This is a genomic window from Kitasatospora sp. NPDC097691 (genome assembly GCF_040302665.1).
GTDB lineage: Bacteria > Actinomycetota > Actinomycetes > Streptomycetales > Streptomycetaceae > Kitasatospora.
In genome coordinates this window covers 36878-56443 of sequence record NZ_JBEORY010000055.1, presented here as the reverse complement: position 1 = coordinate 56443, position 19566 = coordinate 36878, and the positions used below count along the sequence as shown (strand labels likewise).

The window sequence follows — 19566 nt, the reverse complement described above, 5'->3', positions numbered from 1 at the left end:
AACGGCGGGCGGTCGACGCCTCGCGAGCGCCTCCTGGCGCAGCCGTACCCAGATGGGCGAGGGCGTCCGCGACCGTGTTCGCGATGCCCTCGCCCCCGGCGATGTCCCTGCCCGACGCGCCGGGCTAGAAGAACTCGTCGAGCAACCGGTAGAAGGCCAACGTGTCCTCGTCCACACCGGGGCCGCCGTACCGCGCGAGGAAGCGCTGGGCGTGCTCGGGACCGAACCAGGGGTCCTCCTCGATCTCCAGCTCGCGGGTGGCCAGGGCGAGGTCGGCGTGGCGGTCGGCGAGGCCGAGGCGGCCCACGTCGATGACTCCGGTGACCTCGCACGTCCGGGGATCCAGCAGGACGTTGTTCGGGCAGAGGTCCCCGTGGCAGACGACGATGTCCTCCGTCTCCGGCCGGGTGCGGTCGAGTTCGGCCAGGAGCTGTGCGCCGGACCAGCCCCGGCGTGCCTCGTCCAGATCCTCGAGGTCCACCAGCCCCACGCGCACGTTGTGGCGGGCCTCGTCCACCGCCACGGACAGGGAACGGTCGAAGGGACATTCCGCGACGGGCAGACTGTGCAGGGCACGGGCGATGTGAGCCATCGCCTCCGCGACGGCGAGCCGCTGGTGCTCCGGCCACTCCTCGGCGGCCGAGACGCCCGGTACGGCCTCGGTCACGATCCAGACGGAGGTGTCGTCGCCCCCGCGCTCGACGACACGGGGAACCGGGATGCCGTGCCGGGCCAGCCATTCGAGCCGATCGGCCTCGCCGACCAGATCGAAGGCCGAGCCGCCCGGAGCGCGCGGGGCGATCTTCGCGTAGAGCTCGGACTGCGGCCCGTTGAGGCGGTAGACGAAGGCGCCCGAGTCCCCTTCGGTGACGGGGCTCCACTCATGGTGCGGGTATGTCCGGCGCAGTGAGCTCTTCATGAGGTGCATGGTCCCCCGACATTCAGTCTGATCCAATGGGATTACGGAGCTGAAGGCCCTCCCGCGATCGCGGCGGGCCACGGGGCCACACGGGGCCCGCGCTGCGGACCGGAACGCACGCACTTCGCCCGCTTCCCCAACACGATTCGGGAGTAACCGTCATAGCCCGGCACCCCACCAGCACGCCGGGGACGCCGAGTTCACCCACCCGCTCGACCGCGTCCACCGACCCGGGCGTCAGGGTTCGAGCACGATCCCGGCTTCCCGTGCAAGGCTGAGGGCGAGCTCCATCGCCCCGGGGCCTTGCACACTCGCGCCTTTAAGGCTCGCCGCACCACCGACATCCAGCAGTGTGCACCCCTCGAACCGGACGTTCCGCATGTCCGCGTGGGCAAACTGGGCGCCTTCGAGATCGCAGTCCTCGAACCGCACGTCCCGCAGCTCGGCTCGCTGGAAGTCGGCCTGTCGCAGATTGCAGCCCCTGAAGACCACCTTCTTGAACTTCGAGTACCGGAACAGCGCCGAGTCGCTGCGGCAGTTGTCGAAGGTGACGTCCCGGAAGAAGCCGTTGCTCCATGACATCCCGGTGAACCTGCTGGACCTGGCCGTGCTCCTCAAGAGCGAGACGTCCTGAGTACGAACGCTCGCGAAGTCGGTGGTCTCGAACTCGACGTCCGACAGGACACACCGGCGAAGATCCGAACCGGTAAACCGTGTACCGGTGAACCGGCAATGTTCGATCTCGACCGCCTCTGCAGCTCGCCCGGTGAAGTCCACTGTCGAATACTCGACTCCCTTGATCATCGCGTCGTCCTCAAGATCGTGCTGAGGCATCGCAGCGGATCGCAGGGAGGTAAGCAGTCGCGGGGGCTGAGGAACCCAACGGGCCGAGGTCCGGGCCTTTGTCACACTAGCCATCCGATCAGGCGTGATCTGCACCAAGTGGTAATGCAACCTACTGGGAAGAGGGAGGCCGGAGATACCACAAGGCGGTCCCGCCGCCCTGGACATCCACCTGAACTCCCCGGGATCCGCGCGCGGCTGGAGCGGCATCCGCGCTTCCACCTCCGGCGCTGTCCCTCGCACGCAGCACGCGAGTCCGCCCGTCCCGGCCCCTCCGTGACAGCCGGACGAAGAGATTCCCTTCGCCGCTTGCAGGGCCCCGGTCAGCACGGCGAGCGCGCTGCGCGCGAGCGGGGCGTCGACCTCAGACTGCTGCGCGATGCGATCGCCGCAGCGCCGCCGCCAGCGCGCTGCGGTGGCGGCGGCGTCGACGAACCGGACGCGGCCGGGGCCGGGGCCGGGCGACTTCAGTCGAGGCCGACCATCACGTGCTTGACACGGGTGTAGGCGTCGAGCGCGTACGTCGACAGGTCCTTGCCGTAGCCGGACTGCTTGAAGCCGCCGTGCGGCATCTCCGTGGCGTACACCCCGTGGCAGTTGAGCCAGACCGTGCCCGCGTCGATGCGGCCGGCCAGGCGAGCGCCGGCCGCTCCGTTGCGCGTCCACACCGAGGCCGCCAGGCCGTAGGGGACGTCGTTGGCGAGCCGGACGGCGTCGTCCTCGTCCGTGAAGGGCTGGACGGTGAGCACCGGGCCGAACACCTCCTCCTGCACGATCGCGTCGTCCTGCCTCACCCCGGCCACCACGGTGGGCTGGAAGAAGAAGCCCGGCCCGTCCGCCGGGCCGCCGCCCGCGACGACCGTGGCGTGCGAGGGCAGACCGGTCAGGTACGCGTTCACGCGGTCGAGGTGGGCGCGGCTGTTGAGCGGGCCGATCTCGGCCTTGGCCGCCCGGTCGGCGAGCAGCAGGACCATCCGGTCGTACGCCTCCTCGGCGACGAGCACCCGGCAGGCCGCGGTGCAGTCCTGGCCGGCGTTGTAGAACGCGGCCTCGGCGATGACGTCGGCCGCCCGTGCCAGGTCGGCGTCGGCGAGCACGACGGCGGGCGCGTCGCCGCCCAGCTCCAGATGGAGCCGCTTGACGCCGGCGGCGGCCGTGACCTCCAGGCCGGCCCTGGTGCTTCCGGTGAGCGAGACCAGGGCGGGTACGGGGTGGGCGACCAGTGCCCGGCCCGTGTCGCGGTCTCCGCAGACCACGGTGACGACGCCCGGCGGCAGTACCTCGGCGCAGATCTCGCCGAGGATGCGGGCCGTCATCGGGGTCGTCTCGGCGGGCTTGAGGACGACGGTGTTGCCCGTCGCCAGCGCCGGGGCGAGCTTGTCCACCGCCGAGGCCAGCGGGTGGTTCCACGGAGCGATCAGCACGCAGACGCCCACCGGCTCCCGGAGCAGCGACGAGCTGTGCCCCTCGACGTACTCCCCCGCCACGGGCCCGTGGGCCCCGCGCGCGGCACCGGCCATGAACCGGAAGGTGTCGATCGCGGTCGAGATCTCGTCCTCGAACACCTCGGTGAAGTCCTTGCCCGTGTTGCGGCACTCGGCCTCGGCGAGTTCCATCGCCCGCTCGCCGATCGCGTCAGCGAGGGCGAGCAGGGCGTCCTGCCGTCGGGCCGGGGTGAGGCGCCGCCAACCGTCGAAGGCCTCCGCGGCGGTGCGGACCGCGATGTCCACCTCCTCGGCCGTGGCGACAGGTACGCGGTCGTAGACCTCGCCGGTGCGCGGGTCGGTGATGTCGGTGCAGAACCGGGTGGTGCCGATGTGGGTCACAGCTTCTCCAGGAGGAAGGCGGCGATCCGCTCGCCGACGACGGTGGTCGGCAGGGCGGGGGTCGCGCGGGGGACATCGGGGAAGATCGAGGCGTCCGCGAGGTACAGGCCGTCGAGACCGTGCACCTTGCCGGTGTGGTCGACGACCGCGCCCGGGTCGCCGTCCGGGCCCATCCGGCAGCTGCCGGCGGGGTGCCAGTAGTGCTGGTGGTGGGCCTCGATCCAGGCGGGCAGCTCCTCGTCGGGGGTGAGCAACGGGGTGCCCAGGTAGTGGGAGAGGTCCAGCTGCTGCACCCATCGCATGCCGTGGGCGAGCGCCGCGAGGTCGTCCGGGTGGCTCAGGTACGCGTGGTCGACGGCGGCCAGGGCGTCCGGGTCGGCCGAGCGCAGCCGCACGGTGCCCCGGGAGCGGGGGTTCAGCAGGCCCACTGGGAGGAAGCAGCGCCAGCCCGTGGGAAGCGTGTCATCGCGTTCGACCCACGGGTAGACGTGCAGGTCGTAGGGTGCGGGTCCGGCGTACGGCGAGCGGAGCTTGGCGATCGCCTGCTCGTCCGGCAGCATCCTGGCGCGGGCGAACTCGGTCAGGTCTGCGGCAAGTTGCCCGGTGGCGGCGAACTCCAGGTGGACCGAGGGGTGGTCGTGCAGGTTCTCGCCGACACCGGGCAGGTGGTGCCGCAGGGTCACGCCGACCTCGGCCAGGTGCTCGGCCGGACCGATCCCGGAGCGCAGCAGCACCTCGGGGCTGCCGTAGGCGCCGGCGCTCAGCACCACCAGTCCGGCGTCGATCCGGTGCCGTGCGCCGTCCTCGGTGCGGACCTCCACCCCGACCGCCCGGCCGCGGTCGAGGATCACGCGGTCGGCTTTGACGCCGCCGACGATGGTCAGGTTGCCGTTGTCCCGGACCGGATCCAGGTAGCCGAAGGCGGTGTTGAAGCGGACGCCGCCGGGGGTGATGTTCACCGGGGCACAGCCGATGCCGAGTCCTCCGTCGAGCCGGTCGAAGTCGTGCCGCACGGGGAGGCCGAGCGCGGCGCCCGCGGCGATGAACGCCCGCTGGAACGGCTGGACCTCGTCCTCACGGTAGGTACGGAAGCGCAGCGTCTTGGCCGCCTGGTCGAACAGCGGGGAGAGGGTGACGGAGTCCCACCCGGTCAGGCCGGCGGCCGCCCAGGCGTCGTAGTCGCCCGCCCAGCCGGCGCTCTGCGTACAGCCGTTGTGGGTGGAGCAGCCGCCGATCACCCGGCAGCGTTCGAAGGTGAGGCCCGCGCCCTGGTAGCCCCAGTCGTGGGAGGCGGGGAGGGTGCTGGCGTCCAGCAGGTCGGCGGGCCAGGTGCTGAAGTCGGGCCCGTAGTCGGGCCCTGCCTCCAGCAGCAGGACCTGGTGGTGCTCGGCGAGGCGGCCGGCGACGACGCAGCCGGCCGTGCCGCCTCCCAGGACGACGATCTCGGCGTGCTCCGGCAGCCTGGGGGCGCGGGCGGCCGTGGTCCGGGCGGGGTCAGGACGGGACATCGGCGGTGACTCCTCGGTCGGGGTGTTCGGGGGCAGGGGTGGTGACGGAAGGGGCCAGCAGTCCGCGGCGGTGGCGGGTGCCGAGGGCGTAGAAGACGCAGCCGAGCGTGAAGATCAGGGCGATCGGGACGAGTTGGCTGGCCGTGTAGGCGGCGCGCCGCCCCTCGAAGCCGGCGGGCAGGTAGGCGGCCGGGTCGCCCGCCGTCCCGAACCAGCCGACGCCCAGGCCGGGCCAGATCAGGGCGAGCACGGTGAAGGCCATGGTCCCGACGGTCAGCACGGTCGCCGTCCACGCGCCGGGGCTGCCGAACGGCACCCGGTAGGGCCGCTCGACGTGCGGGAACTTGCGGCGCAGAGCGATGAAAGAGGAAAAGGTGAGCAGATAGGAGATGGCGGTGGCGGAGATCGCCAGACTGATCCCGGCGGTGAAGTACGCCTGGACGTCACCGCCGCTGAGGCTGAGCGCGACGACCATCACCAGGGCGGCGATCGCGGTGGAGACCAGGTTGACCCGCGCCGGAGTGCCACGCCGGGCGTCGATGACGCCCAGCCAGCGCGGCCCGGCGCCGTCGGCGCAGGCCACCGCCTGTGCCCGGCTGAGCCCCATCGCCCAGGCCGTCCCGCTGGTGAGCAGGCCGATGATCAGGCCGGCCGCCGCGACCTTGGCGAGCAGGGCGCCGGCCCCGGTCAGCACGACCGTGCCGTCCGCGGCGACGTATCCGCCGTAGACGGTGAAGACCGCGCGGCAGGCGTCGATGAACCCGGTCAGCGAACCGAGTTGGTCGCGCGGCAGGACGAGCAGGGTGCCGAGGATCGGTACGCCGTACAGCACGGCGGAGCCCAGGCCGCCACGGAGCAGCGCGGCGGGCACGTCCCGCCGGGGGTCGGCCATCTCCCCCGCCGCCGTGCTCGGGACCTCGAAGCCCATGTAGTTGAAGACGATGACCGGCGTGAGGGCGACCAGTCCGAGATACGTGGGGGTGTAGTCGCCGAACGAGAGTGGCTGGAGGCCGTTGCGCACGGCGTAGACGACCAGTGAGACGACGAAGAAGCCGAGCAGGGCCACCCGGGCGAGGGCGCCTGCGATCGGCACCCAGCGGCCGATCACCACCGAGGAGTGGACGGCGAGTCCGGCCGCTCCGACGAAGACCGCGCCGGCGAGGTACTTCCAGGCGCCGGGCAGGGGGTGGAAGAAGGTCTCGAACGTCGTGATGGCCACCACGCAGAGGGAGCCGCCGAGCCAGATCGGGTTGTTGATCCAGTAGAAGACCTGGTTGATGCCGGCGGCGAAGCGGCCGAAGGCCAGTTTGGTCCATACGTAGGGCCCGCCCTCGGCGGGGAAGGCGGACCCGAGTTCGGCGGCCATCAGGCCGTACGGCACGAAGAAGAGGAGGCCGAGCACGGCCATCCAGGTCAGGCCCTCGGGGCCGTTCGCGGCGACCGAGCCGAGCGTGTCGAGGCCCACGATCGCGCACAGCAGCATGGCCAGCACATCGAGGCGCCGCAGCCCGTGAGCGGGCGCGGTGGAGTCGACCGATGTCATATCGGTTCCTTGGGGTGGGGGTGTCGGTGGGGGCGGGACCCGGCTGGGTGGGGGGCCGGCCGGGGTGGTGAGCCCGGTGCGGGCGTGGACCGATGGGGCCGGGGATGGCGCCCAGAGCCGGTGTGTTCGCCATGATGGCCATCGACGTTCATAATCGTCAACAGTTGATGCGCAAATTGATCGCGTTAAGCTGTACGTCATGACCTCGACCTTCGACAGGGGCCTGGATCTGCTCGACGCGGTCCTGGCGGCAGAGGTGGGCGCGACCGGCTACCCCGGCAACGCCCAGCTCGCCGAACAGCTCGGCCTCGACCAGGCACAGATCTCCCGCATGCTCAAGGACCTCGGTGCGCTCGGCCTGGTCGAGCGGGACGGCCAGGGGCGCGGCTGGCGCGTCGGCCCGGGCTACTTCACACTCGCCGCGGCCGCGGGTGACGCCGGGCTGCTGGAGGCGGCGCGCCCGTTGCTGCGCGGGCTGGTGTCGCGCTGGCACGAGCCGGCCTGGCTCTCGGTGCGTTCAGGGGAGGTGGCGCTCACCGTCGAGGCGCAGCCCAGCCACTGGTCGTCCTCGGTGGCTGCGGCACCCGGCGCGGTGACGCCGGTCTGGTGCACCGGGCCCGGGCGGGCGCTCCTGCTCGACCACTCCGAACAGGAACTCGCCGAGCTGCTCGGCGAGGTGGAGTTCATCGGCGGCGGCCCGCTGGCCGTCCGCGACGTGTCGGCGCTCGCGGCCCGCAACGCCGCCGACCGGGCCGCCGGAATGGTCATCGCCGACCGGGAGTTCGAGCACGACGTGGTCGACTTCTCGGCCCCCGTCCGGGGCGGATCCGGCGCCGTCGTCGCGGCGCTCAGCATCGCTGTACCCCGGTTCCGGCTGAGCGGGCGCTCGGCGGACATCGCGGCTTCGGTCCGAGGTGCTGCTCAGGCCCTGGAGGTCAGGGCTTCCAGCCGAGCAGAGCGGACAGCCGGTCGGCCGACTCCCTGATGATCTCGCCGTGTTGCCCGGCCAGCGGCGCGAGGCGGTCGGACGGCCCCTGGGTGTGCAGGGCGCAGAGGATCTGGCCGGAGAAGTCCATCACCGGGGCGGCCACCGCGAACACCCCGGGCTGCGACTCGCTGTCCACGACCGCGTAGCCGCGCAGCCGCGCCTCACGCAGCCGCGCCTCGAACTCGGCCACCCCTCTGGGTGCCTGCGGGCCGTGAGCGATGAACTCGGTGCCCGCGAACACCGTCTCCAGCTCCTCGCGGGTGCAGTCCCAGAGCAGCGCCTGACCCGCGTCGTCGCAGTACAGCGGATACGAACGCCCCACCCAGGACAGCCCCGAGGGTACGTCCTCCAGAATGGCCACCGCTCCGTCCCCGCGCACCTCGGCGAGGAAGGCGCTGACACCCGTCGCCTCCACCACCTCGCGCAGGATCCGCGGCCCCTCCACCATCAGCCGCGAGCGCGCCGCGAGCGTCGCCCTGGTGCGCAGCCGCCAGCTGAGCCCGTACGTGCGGCTCCGGGAGTGGCGGGCGAGCAGGCCGGCAGCCTCCAGGCTGTGCAGGCTCCGGGCCACCTGCACCCGGTTCCGTCCGAGCCGCTCGGCGATCTCCGTCGAGGTCGCCGCCTCATCAAGGACGGCGACTTCGAGCAGCACGTCCAACCCTCGGCTCAGACTCTTCACGGTTCCAGCGCTCACCGGGAGAGCATAGTGGCACCCGGTTCGTCCGGTCCGCCAGGCGCTCGCCCGAGACCTAGACCCTCACGAAAGTGCCGCGCAAAGGGCGTCCGCACACGCGAGGCCGAGCTCGCCCTTATGAAGACCCCTAGGGGCTCGCGTCTGATCAACCAGGCCATCGCCTGCCGCACTTACGAGGTATAGCTCCTCAACAGACCGTCACCGGGCCAGCGTCGGCCCCGCACATGCCGGGATGGTTCCTCGTACTCGCGCCTCAAGTTCCGCAGGCAGGTACCAGCCTTCGGTGGTGGGTGTCATGTAGAGGCGGGCCTTGAGGCCGAGGAGGAGTTGGCGGCGGTGTTCCTGGCTAGCCTGGGCCCAGACATCCGCGAGGGTTTCGCCAGTTTCGACGTCGACCCAGGTGGAGGGGCGTTGCGGGAGGGCGGCGAGGCGGCGGCGTTCGTCGACGAGAACATGGAGCGCTTCGGAGTACTCGTCGTCGCCGCCGGGGTAGTCGAACAGGTTGCGGCGCTTCTCCTCGCGCAGGTCGCGCATGGCCTGGGTGACGTGGTTGAGCTGTTCGGTGTGGTCCTCACCTGGGATGAACCTGCGCACCGTCATCGCCAGCCCAGCCAGGCGCTCCACCAGGGCGGTGATCGCGGCGGTGACGCGCTCGCCCTTGACGGACTGGCCCTTGCAGGCGGGTTTGCCGGCCGTCTTCGCGCACCGGTAGTACTCGTAGATCTTGCCGTTCTTGGCGAGGTTCACCTGCCGGTAGAACCGGTCCCCGCAGCGGTCGCAGTGCGGCACGCCCAGCCAGGGCGAGGCACCGTTCGAGCGCTCCTTCGTGACCGAGCGCTCGTCCATCGCAGCCTGGACCGCGGCCCACTCCTCCTCCGTGAACAGCGGCTTGGCCATCCGGATCGGCAGACCCTTCGCGTCGCGGGCGATCTTGCGCGCCTTCACGGAGCGGCCGGTCAGCTTCAGGCCCATCGTCGCCGGCGAACGCAGGATCTTGCCCACGCTGGTCGGGTTCCAATGGTTCGACGGCGGTGTCTTGCGCTTGCTCGTGTAGGTGTCGCCCTGGTTCTTGTACGCGTGCATCGACGGGGTGTCGAAGCCGGCGGCCTCCAGGGCCGTCGCGATCATCCACTGGCTCTGCCCCTCCAGCAGGAGCTGGCCCATGTACCGGACCGCCTCGGAGGTGACCGGGTCCGGCTCCAGCGTTCGCCCGCCGCCCGGCCGGTCCACGATCCGGTACCCGTACGGCGGCTGACCGCCGGCCCAGCGGTCCGTGTTGCGCAGGTGCTTGTGGGCGGCGGTGACGCGGGCCTTGATCCGCTTGAGTTCCATCTCCGCGAAGATCGACGCCAGCATCAGGAAGGTCTTGGCCAGCTCGTTCCCGAACGACGACTCACGGCCCTCCCGATAGTCGAGGGTGATGCCGTCGTCGGTGAAGACCAGGACCTTGTGGTTCTCCTCCGCCCAGTGCGCCACGTCCGCGCAGTCCTTGGCCGAGCGGAACGCCCGGTCGACCTTGGCCCACACCAGCGCGTCCCAGTCGCCCTGGCGCTCGGTGAGCCACGGCCCCAGGTCGGGACGCTCCCACGGCGTGATCTGGGCCGAGACATCCAGGTCCTCGAACGACCCGACGATCTCCCACTCCTTCGAGAGCGCGTGCCGAGACGCGGACTCCGCCTGTACCAGATGCGAGACCTTGCCCTCGTCCCCGTGCGTGTCCGACACACGCGAACCCACCACTGCCCGAACCGGCGCCAAAGCCGTCATGATGCTCACAGGAGGTCCCCTACCACCCAGGCCAGCAGGCACCCTCGAACAGGCCATGCTCGAACAGGTGGACTCTTTTAGAAAAGGCGTCCATCCGCTGGAGGATCGACTATCTGATGGCTAGTCAGGGACTCGCAGACACCTGCATCGCAGCCTACGTCGAACGCGCAGCCTCCCATGCTGAGCGGTGGAGCGACCACGCACCCGTCACCGCCGAGTTCGATTTCGACGTTAACTGCCCTGCACATTCACATAGTTGACGAACGAGCAAATTCGATCCCTGGGCTGACCGCATCACATCAGTCCAGGGCCCGCGAGCTTCGACTCACGTGGCCTGTGCTCGCGCCTGATCGACTCCACGGGTGCGAATCGACCTGCTTTGTAGAACTTTCGGCACCGCCACCAGGCTGGCAGGCCTACGCCGGGCGGCCGTACATGCCCCTGCTACTGCGCGGCCTCGGTGTCGCGCAGATGCTCAAGGGCAAGCGTCCGCTCGCCAGGAACCAGCCCCAGTGACGACGGCCGTCGTCTGGCCTGCGCGGCGATGCCGGACCAATCAGGCAGTCGGCCAGCACCGGCAAGCCCTCTCCGGATACCCGCACTGCGTCGAGGTGCCCAGCATTGATGAGGGCGTCCCGGAGATCCGAGACGTGCTGGTCGTAGCGGGTGGCGGTGGGGTTCATCTGGACTGCCCGGGCCAGCATGAACAAGCTGTTGGGGGAGTACGGAGAATGACTCTGCTCCACGGCGCTCTGCCAGCGATCCCGAATCACCTTTCGCCAAGGTCACGATACGTACGAGACCAGACGGATCGTCAGACGGTCCGGGTAGCCTGTCGGCTGTGCACGAGATGACGGACCCGGTCGCCACCCGGCTAGCGGCGAAGGCCGTGGAACGAGAGCGCCTGACACGGGCGAATGAACGCCGGGAGGGGCAGAGTCCCTCGGGTGTGAGCGGTTTCGTCCTGCGCAAGTGGCGTTGGCTCGGTGTCGGGGGCAGCGACGCCGTCGAAGCCGTGCTGGCCATGCTTTCGGAGATGGTGGCGCTCGCCGGCATACCCGAAACGGAGAGGGCAGTACTCAAGCGAGCGCTCGGAGGGGATCCGGACCGCGAGGTCTTGTTGCCCACGGTCCAGACCGGGCTGAGCCACCTGTCGGCAGCGTCGGTCCTCGGCCACATGCGCAACCTTTGGGGCACCGGAGTGCGCTGGATCAACGAGGCGGGCATGGAACGGTGCCGCTTGCTGTGTTCGACGGCGCCCGGCCTGGAACTCGTCGGCAAGCGCGCCCTCTCAGTGACAGGCGGTCCCGCATACTCCCTCTTTGCGACCGCAGCCACCCGCGGCGCGATCCCCATCCCCAACCGCTTCCTGGACGGGCTTCTCGCCTGGGCTCCGCTGACCGTCATCGACGATCTGATAGACCGTGGTGGTCTCCTGGCCGAGGACGTGCCCTGGCAAGCACGCGATGACCAGGAGAGTCTCTATCTGCGTGCGCGCCTCGTACCGGAGAAGACTACCGATGAGGAGGCGCGACGGCTCGGCTGGCAGGCCTATCTACGCCGCCAGGCCTTCATGAGCGGCGAGACGCTCATCCGGCAGGAACCGGAAGATCTGTGGGACGTCCTGTACGACGTCGTACTGGACGGAGACACAACCGCTCTCGATGCGCTTGACGCGGCGCTGCCCCGAGCCCAGCAGATCGAATTGCGCGATCTCAAGTCGGGCGCTGTGTCCGGTCAATGGCCGCTGAGCATGGTTGAGGACCGCGGGATCTGGCGCCTGATGGCAACTCTGTGGAAGCCACAGGAGCTCATCGACGCCGGACGCAGTCCCTTCTACGCACTCGTCGCCGCGAACCGGGCTTACAACCTGGTCATGGCTGGCGAGACGGAGGCGGCGGCACTTCAGGCGCATTCCCTCACCCGCGGCGGTAGCGGACGGAAGGTCCCCGCAGAGCTGGTTCAGGAGGGGCATGCCATCGCCGCGTACGCGGCCATGCAACAGAGCGAGACGCTCGAATCGGCTGTAGCACGGAAGAAACTGCTCGACTCCGCCGAAGAACACGCCGAGAAGGCTGCGGCGCAGCGCGGTGCCGCAGCCGAACGGAACCTCCGACTCCTGCGCGCGTGGAGGGGGACGAAGCGGAACGACCGCAGCCCGTTCAGCAATCCGTTCCTTGAAATCGGTCTGGATCACGGTGCCGACGGTTGGGAGGAACGTTGCCGGGAGATATTCCGTCACCACGAGGGAGATGCCAAGGCCCAGTCCGCTCTGAACTTGGCCGAGGACCGTATTCGTGGCGCGCTGCGCGCAGAGGCGGGCTGGGATGTCTTCTACCAGTTGCCACTTGACCCGCCGCGGTACGTCATGCCCTCTCTGGTGCCGCGACATCTTGTGCCTCCGGTGGAAGCCCTGTCCCGCCGGACCCCGATGACAAGTGCCGACGAGTTGGAGGCCATACGTGCCCGCGCCGCCGTCGAACTCCTCGACGATTTCCGGACTACTGCCCCCCATCTCGACCGTCACAGTTCCCCGCGATGACCGCTGCGACGCCCGCTTCCTGGTTCACCGCCCCTACCCGAACGAAGCAGAGCCGAGTCTGATGTCTGCAAAGAATGAGAAGTCTCCCAGGAGCGAGCGCCCCCGCCTTCGCTGCCCAGCCTGCGGCCGGGTACCGACCGGTGCAAGGAGTTCGGAGCCACCCCATAAACCTGGGGGCCTGAGGCGTCACAGGAAACGGAGCTCCCAGCCCTCGGCCGAGTCGGTGCGGACGAGCGCTGGTGATTCTCCTGTCCGTCCCGACCCGATCGACGCGATCACGGTGATCAAGGGAGTTGTGGAACGCGTCCCGGAGGCGCTGGAGGCTGCCGGGTCCGACGAGGTTCCGCCGTCTGGGGTGCTTGCCGCGGCCCTGCGCAAGGCGGTGCTGGACGAATTCCATACGCGCGCCCAGTTTGCCGGACGCCTCGCCGAAATCGACGCGCTGCTTCGGTCCCGCGCCGGAGACAGCCCCGAGGTGGTCGAGAGTGCGATGAGCGCACATCTGCGAGAACTGCGGCTGCTGCGAGTCACGGAACCAGAAGCAAGCGACCGGTTCGTAGTGACAGAGGGCGCGGGAGACGCCCTCGAGTTGCTGAGTCCGGCATACGTCGACGAGTTGACAGGGAAAGTCATTCTTGCGGGACAACTCCGGCGCGTCGGCGGCCCCGCTGCTACGGGGTCGGGGGAGGAAGCATGACAGCAGCCGGAATTGACTTCGGGACCACCAACTCTGTCGCCGCACAGTGGAACGGCGAGTACGTCGAATTGCTGGAGATCGGCGGGCAAGGCCTGGACGCCAACTGGAGGCGCAGGGGCTTCGAGCTGCTCTACCCGTCGGTTGTCGGCACGAGTTCCCTGCGGCCGGGCACGCTATTCGGTTGGGAAGCGAAACTCCGTTCTGAGCAGGCCGTCGAGGCGTGCAAGCGGATGCTGCGGGAAGAACCGTTCGTCAAGCTGAGCGGTGAACGGTTCGCTGCGACCACCGCCGCGGCCGGCGTCTTCCACGCCATCGCCAGGGCCGCCGAGGAGGAAGCCGCCACCGAGATCCGCGAGGCCGTCGTCACAGTGCCCGCCAACGCGACCGGCGCGGCCCGGTTCCGTACGCGCGAGGCAGCCCGTGCCGCCGGAATCACGGTCCGCACGCTGCTGAACGAACCGACGGCAGCTGCGATCGCTTACGCCCACGAGATGGAGGTCGACGGCGAATTCCTGGTCTTCGACTGGGGCGGCGGCACGATGGACGCCACCCTGCTCCTGCACGACGACGGTTTCTTCGACGAAAAGGCGAGCCGAGGAGTGAGCCGCCTCGGCGGCCTGGAGATCGACGCTCGGCTGCGCAGCATGGTCCTCGACCGGGCGCCCGCTCGCGGGCGCTGGAGCGATTCAGAGAAGCGGATGTTCGCCCTTGAAATTGAGCGGGCCAAGATCCTACTTTCCCATCAAGAGTCGGTCGGCGTCCAGACGCCTGACGGGGCCCTCGTCGAGATCGGACAGGACGAGTTCTCCGAGGCCATCCAGGACCTCATCAGCCGTGCGCTCGATCCCGTGGAAGAATGCCTGGAGCAGGCCCGGATCGACCCCCGGGATCTCACTGCCGTACTGATGATCGGTGGCAGCAGCCAGATCCCAGCGGTACGCTCCGCGGTCTCCGAAGCACTCGACTGCGAACTCGTCGACACCGCGCTGTGCGACCCCATGACCGCAGTGGCCGAAGGAGCCGCGATCAGCGCGGCGGCCATGGACGGCGAGCTGAACAGCATCATCCGTGTGGTCAACACACACGCCCTCGGCACGATCACCAAGGACCGCGAGGGCCGGCGAGGATTCAGCGCCCTCATCGACCGGAACATGCGTCTGCCCCAGCAGCGCATGAAGTCATACGAACCGCACAAGGACAACGTCTCCCGCCTGACCGTGGAGGTCTGGGAGGGAGACCCGGACCGCGATGTAGACCACCCGGATAACGTCAAACTGGCTGACCTCGTCCTCACGTACCCCCGGCCGTGCACAGGCGAGGATAGGGTCTTCGATCTGGAGTACACCTACAGCAAGGAAGGACTGCTGACCGTCAAAGCGACTCTTCAGAAGACCGGAGAGGTTGTCCTCGACGGAGAAGTGAAGGTGTTCGGCGACGGGAACGTCCTGCCGGAGGTAAAGAAGGAACTAGACCGCCTACTCACCCTCGCCCCGGCCGCCCGGCCCGCCGCCACGCCGGCCTACCCGAAGCAAGCCCGGCCCAACGATCAGGGGGGCGGGGCACCCAAGCCCGCCCCGCCGCGTTCCTCACCTCGTACAACCCACGCGAGCACCGAAGCTCCGCCGCTCATCGTGGACGGCTCCAACCTTGCTTGGAACGGCCGGCCCCCGCGCACAGTGGGCGGCAAACCGAGCTTCGCGGCGCTGGAGGCGGCGATCCGGTCACTGCGGTTCAAGCATCCCGACCGCGACATTCACATTGTGGTCGATGCCACACTGCGCCACGACGTGTCCGCCGACGAGCGCCTCCAGGTTGAGGCTGCCATCGCCAACGGGGAGGTTGTGCAGCCCCCGGCCGGGACCGAGGGTCGGGGCGACGCACTGGTGATCAGCATCGCTGACGAGGTCAATGGGGTCATCATCTCCAACGACAACTTCGCCCCGTTCCAGAAGGCCAACCCTTGGCTCCGAAATGCGGGGCGGGTCCTTGGAGCCACTCACTCCAAGGGGGTGTGGGTCTTCAATTGGCGCGTACCGAATCCGGCAGCACCCACCCGGCCGAGGTGACGCGCTGAGAGTGTCGCCGATGCAGTGGTGGGGGCCGTGGCCGAAGCTGTAGGAAGGCTCGGTCTCGCTGCGCCCGGCCTTCAGTGAGCAGCCAGTGACGGGCGCACGCTTCGTCCAGGACCGCATCGCGGCGGAGTGCGAGGAGGTCTGGTTCCTGCTCGAAGCCGGGGCCCAGGTCTACGTCTGCGGCGGCGGGCGCCCGCATGGCTCCGGTGTACGTGCCGCATTCTGCGCCCTCCACCTGGGCCACACCTCCGGCGTACGGGAGGACGACGCCGAGACGTGGCTCCAGTCACTGATCGACGCCGGCCGATACGTCCAGGACGCGTACGCCGCTCGCTGAGGCACGAGGCGCCTGCGCACGGTGACTTCGGCGGGGAAGTGAGGGCGGGGGCGGTCGGCCGGGGACTTGTCGGCGGGGCTCGCTAACGTTCCTCTCCTGATCATCAGTTCGAGGAGAGGGGCGGAGCTGTGCGGCGCTGGGAGTTCGTCGAGGGCGGCTCGGACAAGTTCTGGGAGGCCGCGGTCGACGGTGCCGCGGTGATCGTACGGTACGGGCGGTCCGGTACGAACGGGCGGGAGCAGGCCAAGGCGTTCCCGACCGTGGAGGAGGCGCAGGCACACTTCGCCAAGGTGGTCGCCGAGAAGGAGCGCAAGGGCTACCGCGAGATCGGTGCGGGGGCGGGTACGGAGCCGGGTGCAGCGGCGGATCCGGTGCCCGTGGCGCAGCCCGGCGTGTCCGCGCCCACGGCCGAGGCCGCCGGTCCCGAGGACGAGGACGTCTTCGTCATGCCGGACGCCTGGCGTCGGGCGCTGATCCCGCGCCGGGGCGGCATTCCCCGGAAGCCGTCCGCACCGGGGAAGGACTCGGTGACCTCGTACGGCGACGGGCTGCGGCAGATGGGGGACTGGCTGGAGCAGACGCTCACCTCGGAGCGCAGTGACCCGGAGCTGGTCGCGGCTGCCCGCGCCCACCAGTCCGGCAGCCGGGACCCGCTCGGTGCGGCGGTGTTCGCCGCCGTGTACGCATACCCGGCCAAGAACAAGATCAGCCTGGCCGTGGACGCCTGGGTGGCGGAGTTCGGCCTGCCGTTCGCGGCCAGGGCGACCGTCGAGCTGTTCACGACGGCCGTCGAGACCGACTGGATCCACCAGAGGTCCGTCCACCCCCGTGTCCGGCGCGGAGCCACCCAGCGGCACGGCGCGTACCGCCCCGCCGCGGACCGGGTCCGGTCGCTACTGGCAGCCTGCGACGAGGAGACCCACCGCGCGGCGGTCGAGGCCCTGGCGGGCTGCCGCAACAGCCTGACCCGCCTGGTGGTGGCGGCCTACCTGGTGCCGTCCGAGACCGCCTGGGTCGAGACGTGCGTCGCGTCGGGGGGTTCCCGACTGGCCGCCGTCGAGTGGTCGATGCTGCTGTGTTCCCTCCCCTCGGCGGAACCGCTGGAGAAGCTCCCCAAGCTGCCTTGCCTGGGCTATGACGGATGGTCCACCGAGATCATCGCGACCGTGGCGGAGGGCCTCGGCGGCGACGCGGCACCGGTGATGCTGCACGACCTGACCACCAGCTACCACCACAAGGACGGCAAGAAGCGGATCCTGGACGCGCTCGCCGAGCTCCCCTCCGACGAGGGCTTCCGGGGGCTACTGGCCCAGCAGGACGGCATCAAGTCCACCCGCGCCGCCCTCCTGGCCGGTCTCCGCCGCTTCCCCCGGCGCGCGCTGCGCCTGCTCGCCGAGGCCGCGGTGGCCTCCACCGACCCGGCCACGCAGCAGCTCGCCCGGCAGCTCCTCACCGGCCACATCGCGGTCCACCGCGCGACCGCGCTCGAACTGCTGCCGGAGCTGACGCCGGAGCAGGCGGCCCTGATCGAGCCGCTCACCGACCTCGGCGAGCGGGTGCCGGAGGTCGGCCCCGACTCGCTGCCGGAGCTGTTCACCACCCCGCCGTGGACGCGGCCGCGCTCCGCCGGCAAGCCCCGCGTGCTGACCGGCCTCAGCGCGCCGCAGGAACCACAGATGCGGTGGCTGCCGGGTGAGCGCGAGGCGTGGGCGGCGACCTCCGAGTCCTGGTACACGCACTGGTCGGACGACGACTGGCAGCGGGTCGCGGCCACGATCCGGGCCAGGAACGGGCAGCCCCTGGACACGCGGCTCCACGGCGGGCAGCACGCCGAACTGACGCTGTTCGCGTACGGCAACGAGGAGTTGGCCCGGCCCCTGCTCGCGCAGTGGCGCGTCGGCGAGCGCATCTGGCACTCCGGGGACTCCCTGCGCCGGGTCGCCGCCCGCTTCGGGACCAACGCCGTCGAACCGATCCGGGCCGCCGCGCTGGGGAACCCGGCCACGCACGCGCCCCTGCTGCTTCCGTACCTGGACGCCCGGGTGGCCGAGACCATGGCGGACTGGCTGGTGCGCCTCAAATCGGCCGGGAGCACAGCACGTTCCTGGTTCACCCGGCACGGCGTGGACGCGGCCCGGCTGCTGGTGCCCACCGCACTCGGGAAAGCCGGGGTAGCCCGGCTCGGCGCCGAACAGGCCCTGCGGGTGATCGCCGAGGCACACGGCGCGGCGGCGGTGCGCACGGTGGCCGCCGAGTACGGGCCCAAGGCGGAGGAGGCCGTGGGCGCACTGCTGTCGGCCGACCCGCTGGTGACCGCGCTCCCGGCAAAGCTGCCCCCGCCCTGCGACTGGGCGGAGCCGGTGATGCTGCCGCAGCTGCTGCTGCGCGGCGGCGAGGGCGCCCTCCCCGCCGAGGCGGTGCGTCACGTGCTCACCATGCTCGCGCTGTCCGCGCCGGGAGCGTTCTACCCCGGCCTCGACCAGGTCGAGGAGCTGTGCGAGCCGCAGTCGCTGACGGAGTTCTGCTGGGCGGTGTTCGAGCAGTGGCGGCTGGCCGGCATGCCCGCCCAGGACGGCTGGGCGGTGCACGTGCTCGGCCGCTTCGGTGACGACGAAACGGTCCGCCGGCTGACGCCGGTGCTCCGCGCCTGGCCGGGAGAGGGGGCCCACCACCGTGCGGTGGACGGCCTGGAGGTGCTGGCCGCCATCGGCACCGACGTGGCCCTGCTGCAGCTGCACGGCATCGCACAGCGGGTGAAGTTCAAGGCGCTCAAGACCCGGGCCCAGGAGAAGATCTCCGAGGTGGCGGCCGGTCTCGGCCTGACCGGGGAGCAGCTGTCCGACCGCCTCGTCCCGGACTTCGGACTGGACGCCGACGGGACCACCGTCATCGACTACGGCACCCGGACGTTCACGGTCGGCTTCGACGAACAGCTCAAGCCGTACGTGCTGGACGCAACCGGCGCCCGCCGCAAGGACCTGCCCGCCCCGGGCGCGCGGGACGACGCCGAGCTGGCGCCCGCCGAGCGCAAGCGCTTCGCCGCACTCAAGAAGGACGTCCGCACAGCGGCGGGCGACCAGATCCGCCGCCTGGAGGAGGCGATGGTCACCCAACGCTCGTGGACGGCACATGAGTTCGACCAGATCCTCGTCGGGCATCCGCTGCTGTGGCACCTGGTGCGCCGTCTGGTGTGGCTGTCCGAGACGAACGGCACGACGACGGCGTTCCGCGTCGCCGAGGACCGCACCCTGGCGGACATCCGGGACGAGGCGTTCGCACTGCCGGCCACGGCCTCCGTCCGGCTGGCGCACCCGCTCCTGCTCGGCGACGACCTCGCCGACTGGTCGGAGCTCTTCGCCGACTACGAGATCCTGCAGCCGTTCCATCAACTCGGGCGCCCGGTATACGCGCTGACCGAGGAGGAGCGGGCCGGCCACCGCCTGACCCGCTTCGAGAACGGTCCGGTGCTGCCCACCACCCGGCTGGTCGGCATGGAACGGCGCGGCTGGCGGCGCGGCGAGCCCCAGGACAACGGCGTCGAGCAGTGGCTGTCCCGCCGGGTCGGGCCCAACCTCTACGTGGTGATCGCCCCGGAGGAAGGCATCGCCGTCGGCATGTTCGACTCCTACCCCGAGCAGCGGGTGGAAACGGTGTGGCTCGACAGGCGCCCGGGTGACTACTGGACCCACAACCGCACCTTCCCGACCTTCGCCGAGCTCGACCCGGTGATCGCCTCCGAGGTGATCGCCGACCTCACCGAGCTGACCACGCTGTGACACCCCGCCACCTCACCGACGACCACCGGGAAGGGCCGCCGTGACCACGACCAC

At 70.2% G+C, this 19566-nt stretch carries 13 protein-coding genes; 6 read left to right on the top strand and 7 right to left on the bottom strand.

The genetic code is table 11. The annotated features are described in order from the left end of the window. Positions 1-124 precede the first annotated feature (124 nt). The 5 genes from ABTY56_RS29820 to ABTY56_RS29800 form a co-directional block, all read right to left on the bottom strand. Complete coding sequence (locus ABTY56_RS29820; protein WP_502893212.1) at positions 125-919, bottom strand: APH(3')-V family aminoglycoside O-phosphotransferase; 795 nt, start codon at positions 917-919, stop codon at positions 125-127. 237 nt (positions 920-1156) lie between these two features. Further along, the gene (locus tag ABTY56_RS29815) at positions 1157-1753 is read right to left on the bottom strand and encodes a pentapeptide repeat-containing protein (protein ID WP_350632464.1); all 597 of its coding nucleotides are present in this window, start codon (positions 1751-1753) and stop codon (positions 1157-1159) included. A gap of 476 nt (positions 1754-2229) precedes the next feature. Continuing rightward, positions 2230-3588: an aldehyde dehydrogenase family protein gene (locus ABTY56_RS29810; RefSeq protein WP_350632463.1), complete on the bottom strand. Its 1359-nt coding sequence runs from the start codon at positions 3586-3588 to the stop codon at positions 2230-2232. Next, positions 3585-5096, bottom strand: coding sequence for a GMC family oxidoreductase (locus ABTY56_RS29805; protein WP_350632462.1), 1512 nt, complete (start codon positions 5094-5096; stop codon positions 3585-3587). The genes ABTY56_RS29810 and ABTY56_RS29805 overlap by 4 nt, the downstream gene beginning before the upstream one ends. Continuing rightward, complete coding sequence (locus tag ABTY56_RS29800) at positions 5083-6639, bottom strand: APC family permease (protein WP_350632461.1); 1557 nt, start codon at positions 6637-6639, stop codon at positions 5083-5085. Before ABTY56_RS29800 ends, ABTY56_RS29805 begins: the two co-directional genes overlap by 14 nt. Positions 6640-6838: 199 nt before the next feature. Between ABTY56_RS29800 and ABTY56_RS29795 the strand changes: the two genes are divergently transcribed. Then, entirely contained in the window at positions 6839-7624 is a 786-nt protein-coding gene (locus tag ABTY56_RS29795) for an IclR family transcriptional regulator (RefSeq protein ID WP_350632460.1), read from the top strand. Here the strand turns inward: ABTY56_RS29795 and ABTY56_RS29790 are convergent. After that, positions 7575-8321, bottom strand: coding sequence for an IclR family transcriptional regulator (locus ABTY56_RS29790; RefSeq protein WP_350632459.1), 747 nt, complete (start codon positions 8319-8321; stop codon positions 7575-7577). The two genes, ABTY56_RS29795 and ABTY56_RS29790, sit on opposite strands and share 50 nt — an antisense overlap. A 198-nt stretch (positions 8322-8519) precedes the next feature. Then, the gene (locus ABTY56_RS29785) at positions 8520-10046 is read right to left on the bottom strand and encodes a recombinase family protein (RefSeq protein ID WP_350632458.1); all 1527 of its coding nucleotides are present in this window, start codon (positions 10044-10046) and stop codon (positions 8520-8522) included. Positions 10047-10938: 892 nt separating this feature from the next. Here ABTY56_RS29785 and ABTY56_RS29780 point away from each other — a divergent pair. The 5 genes from ABTY56_RS29780 to ABTY56_RS29760 all read left to right on the top strand — a co-directional run bounded on the left by ABTY56_RS29780 (position 10939) and on the right by ABTY56_RS29760 (position 19512). Next, on the top strand, positions 10939-12630 hold the full coding sequence (locus tag ABTY56_RS29780; RefSeq protein ID WP_350632475.1) for a hypothetical protein: 1692 nt from the start codon (positions 10939-10941) through the stop codon (positions 12628-12630). 295 nt (positions 12631-12925) lie between these two features. Continuing rightward, on the top strand, positions 12926-13327 hold the full coding sequence (locus ABTY56_RS29775) for a hypothetical protein (protein WP_350632457.1): 402 nt from the start codon (positions 12926-12928) through the stop codon (positions 13325-13327). After that, a complete protein-coding gene (locus ABTY56_RS29770; RefSeq protein WP_350632456.1) occupies positions 13324-15393 on the top strand; it encodes an Hsp70 family protein in 2070 nt (689 codons plus the stop codon). The genes ABTY56_RS29775 and ABTY56_RS29770 overlap by 4 nt, the downstream gene beginning before the upstream one ends. Positions 15394-15487: 94 nt before the next feature. Continuing rightward, positions 15488-15736, top strand: coding sequence for a hypothetical protein (locus ABTY56_RS29765; RefSeq protein WP_350632455.1), 249 nt, complete (start codon positions 15488-15490; stop codon positions 15734-15736). 128 nt (positions 15737-15864) lie between these two features. Further along, the gene (locus ABTY56_RS29760) at positions 15865-19512 is read left to right on the top strand and encodes a DUF4132 domain-containing protein (RefSeq protein ID WP_350632454.1); all 3648 of its coding nucleotides are present in this window, start codon (positions 15865-15867) and stop codon (positions 19510-19512) included. Positions 19513-19566 lie beyond the last annotated feature (54 nt).

Bases quoted from the DNA above. Each gene is read 5' to 3' on its own strand.
- ABTY56_RS29820 (WP_502893212.1), bottom strand. From the start codon at position 919: ATGAAGAGCTCACTGCGCCGGACATACCCGCACCATGAGTGGAGCCCC.
- ABTY56_RS29815 (WP_350632464.1), bottom strand. From the start codon at position 1,753: ATGCCTCAGCACGATCTTGAGGACGACGCGATGATCAAGGGAGTCGAG.
- ABTY56_RS29805 (WP_350632462.1), bottom strand. From the start codon at position 5,096: ATGTCCCGTCCTGACCCCGCCCGGACCACGGCCGCCCGCGCCCCCAGG.
- ABTY56_RS29800 (WP_350632461.1), bottom strand. From the start codon at position 6,639: ATGACATCGGTCGACTCCACCGCGCCCGCTCACGGGCTGCGGCGCCTC.
- ABTY56_RS29795 (WP_350632460.1), top strand. From the start codon at position 6,839: ATGACCTCGACCTTCGACAGGGGCCTGGATCTGCTCGACGCGGTCCTG.
- ABTY56_RS29780 (WP_350632475.1), top strand. From the start codon at position 10,939: ATGACGGACCCGGTCGCCACCCGGCTAGCGGCGAAGGCCGTGGAACGA.
- ABTY56_RS29770 (WP_350632456.1), top strand. From the start codon at position 13,324: ATGACAGCAGCCGGAATTGACTTCGGGACCACCAACTCTGTCGCCGCA.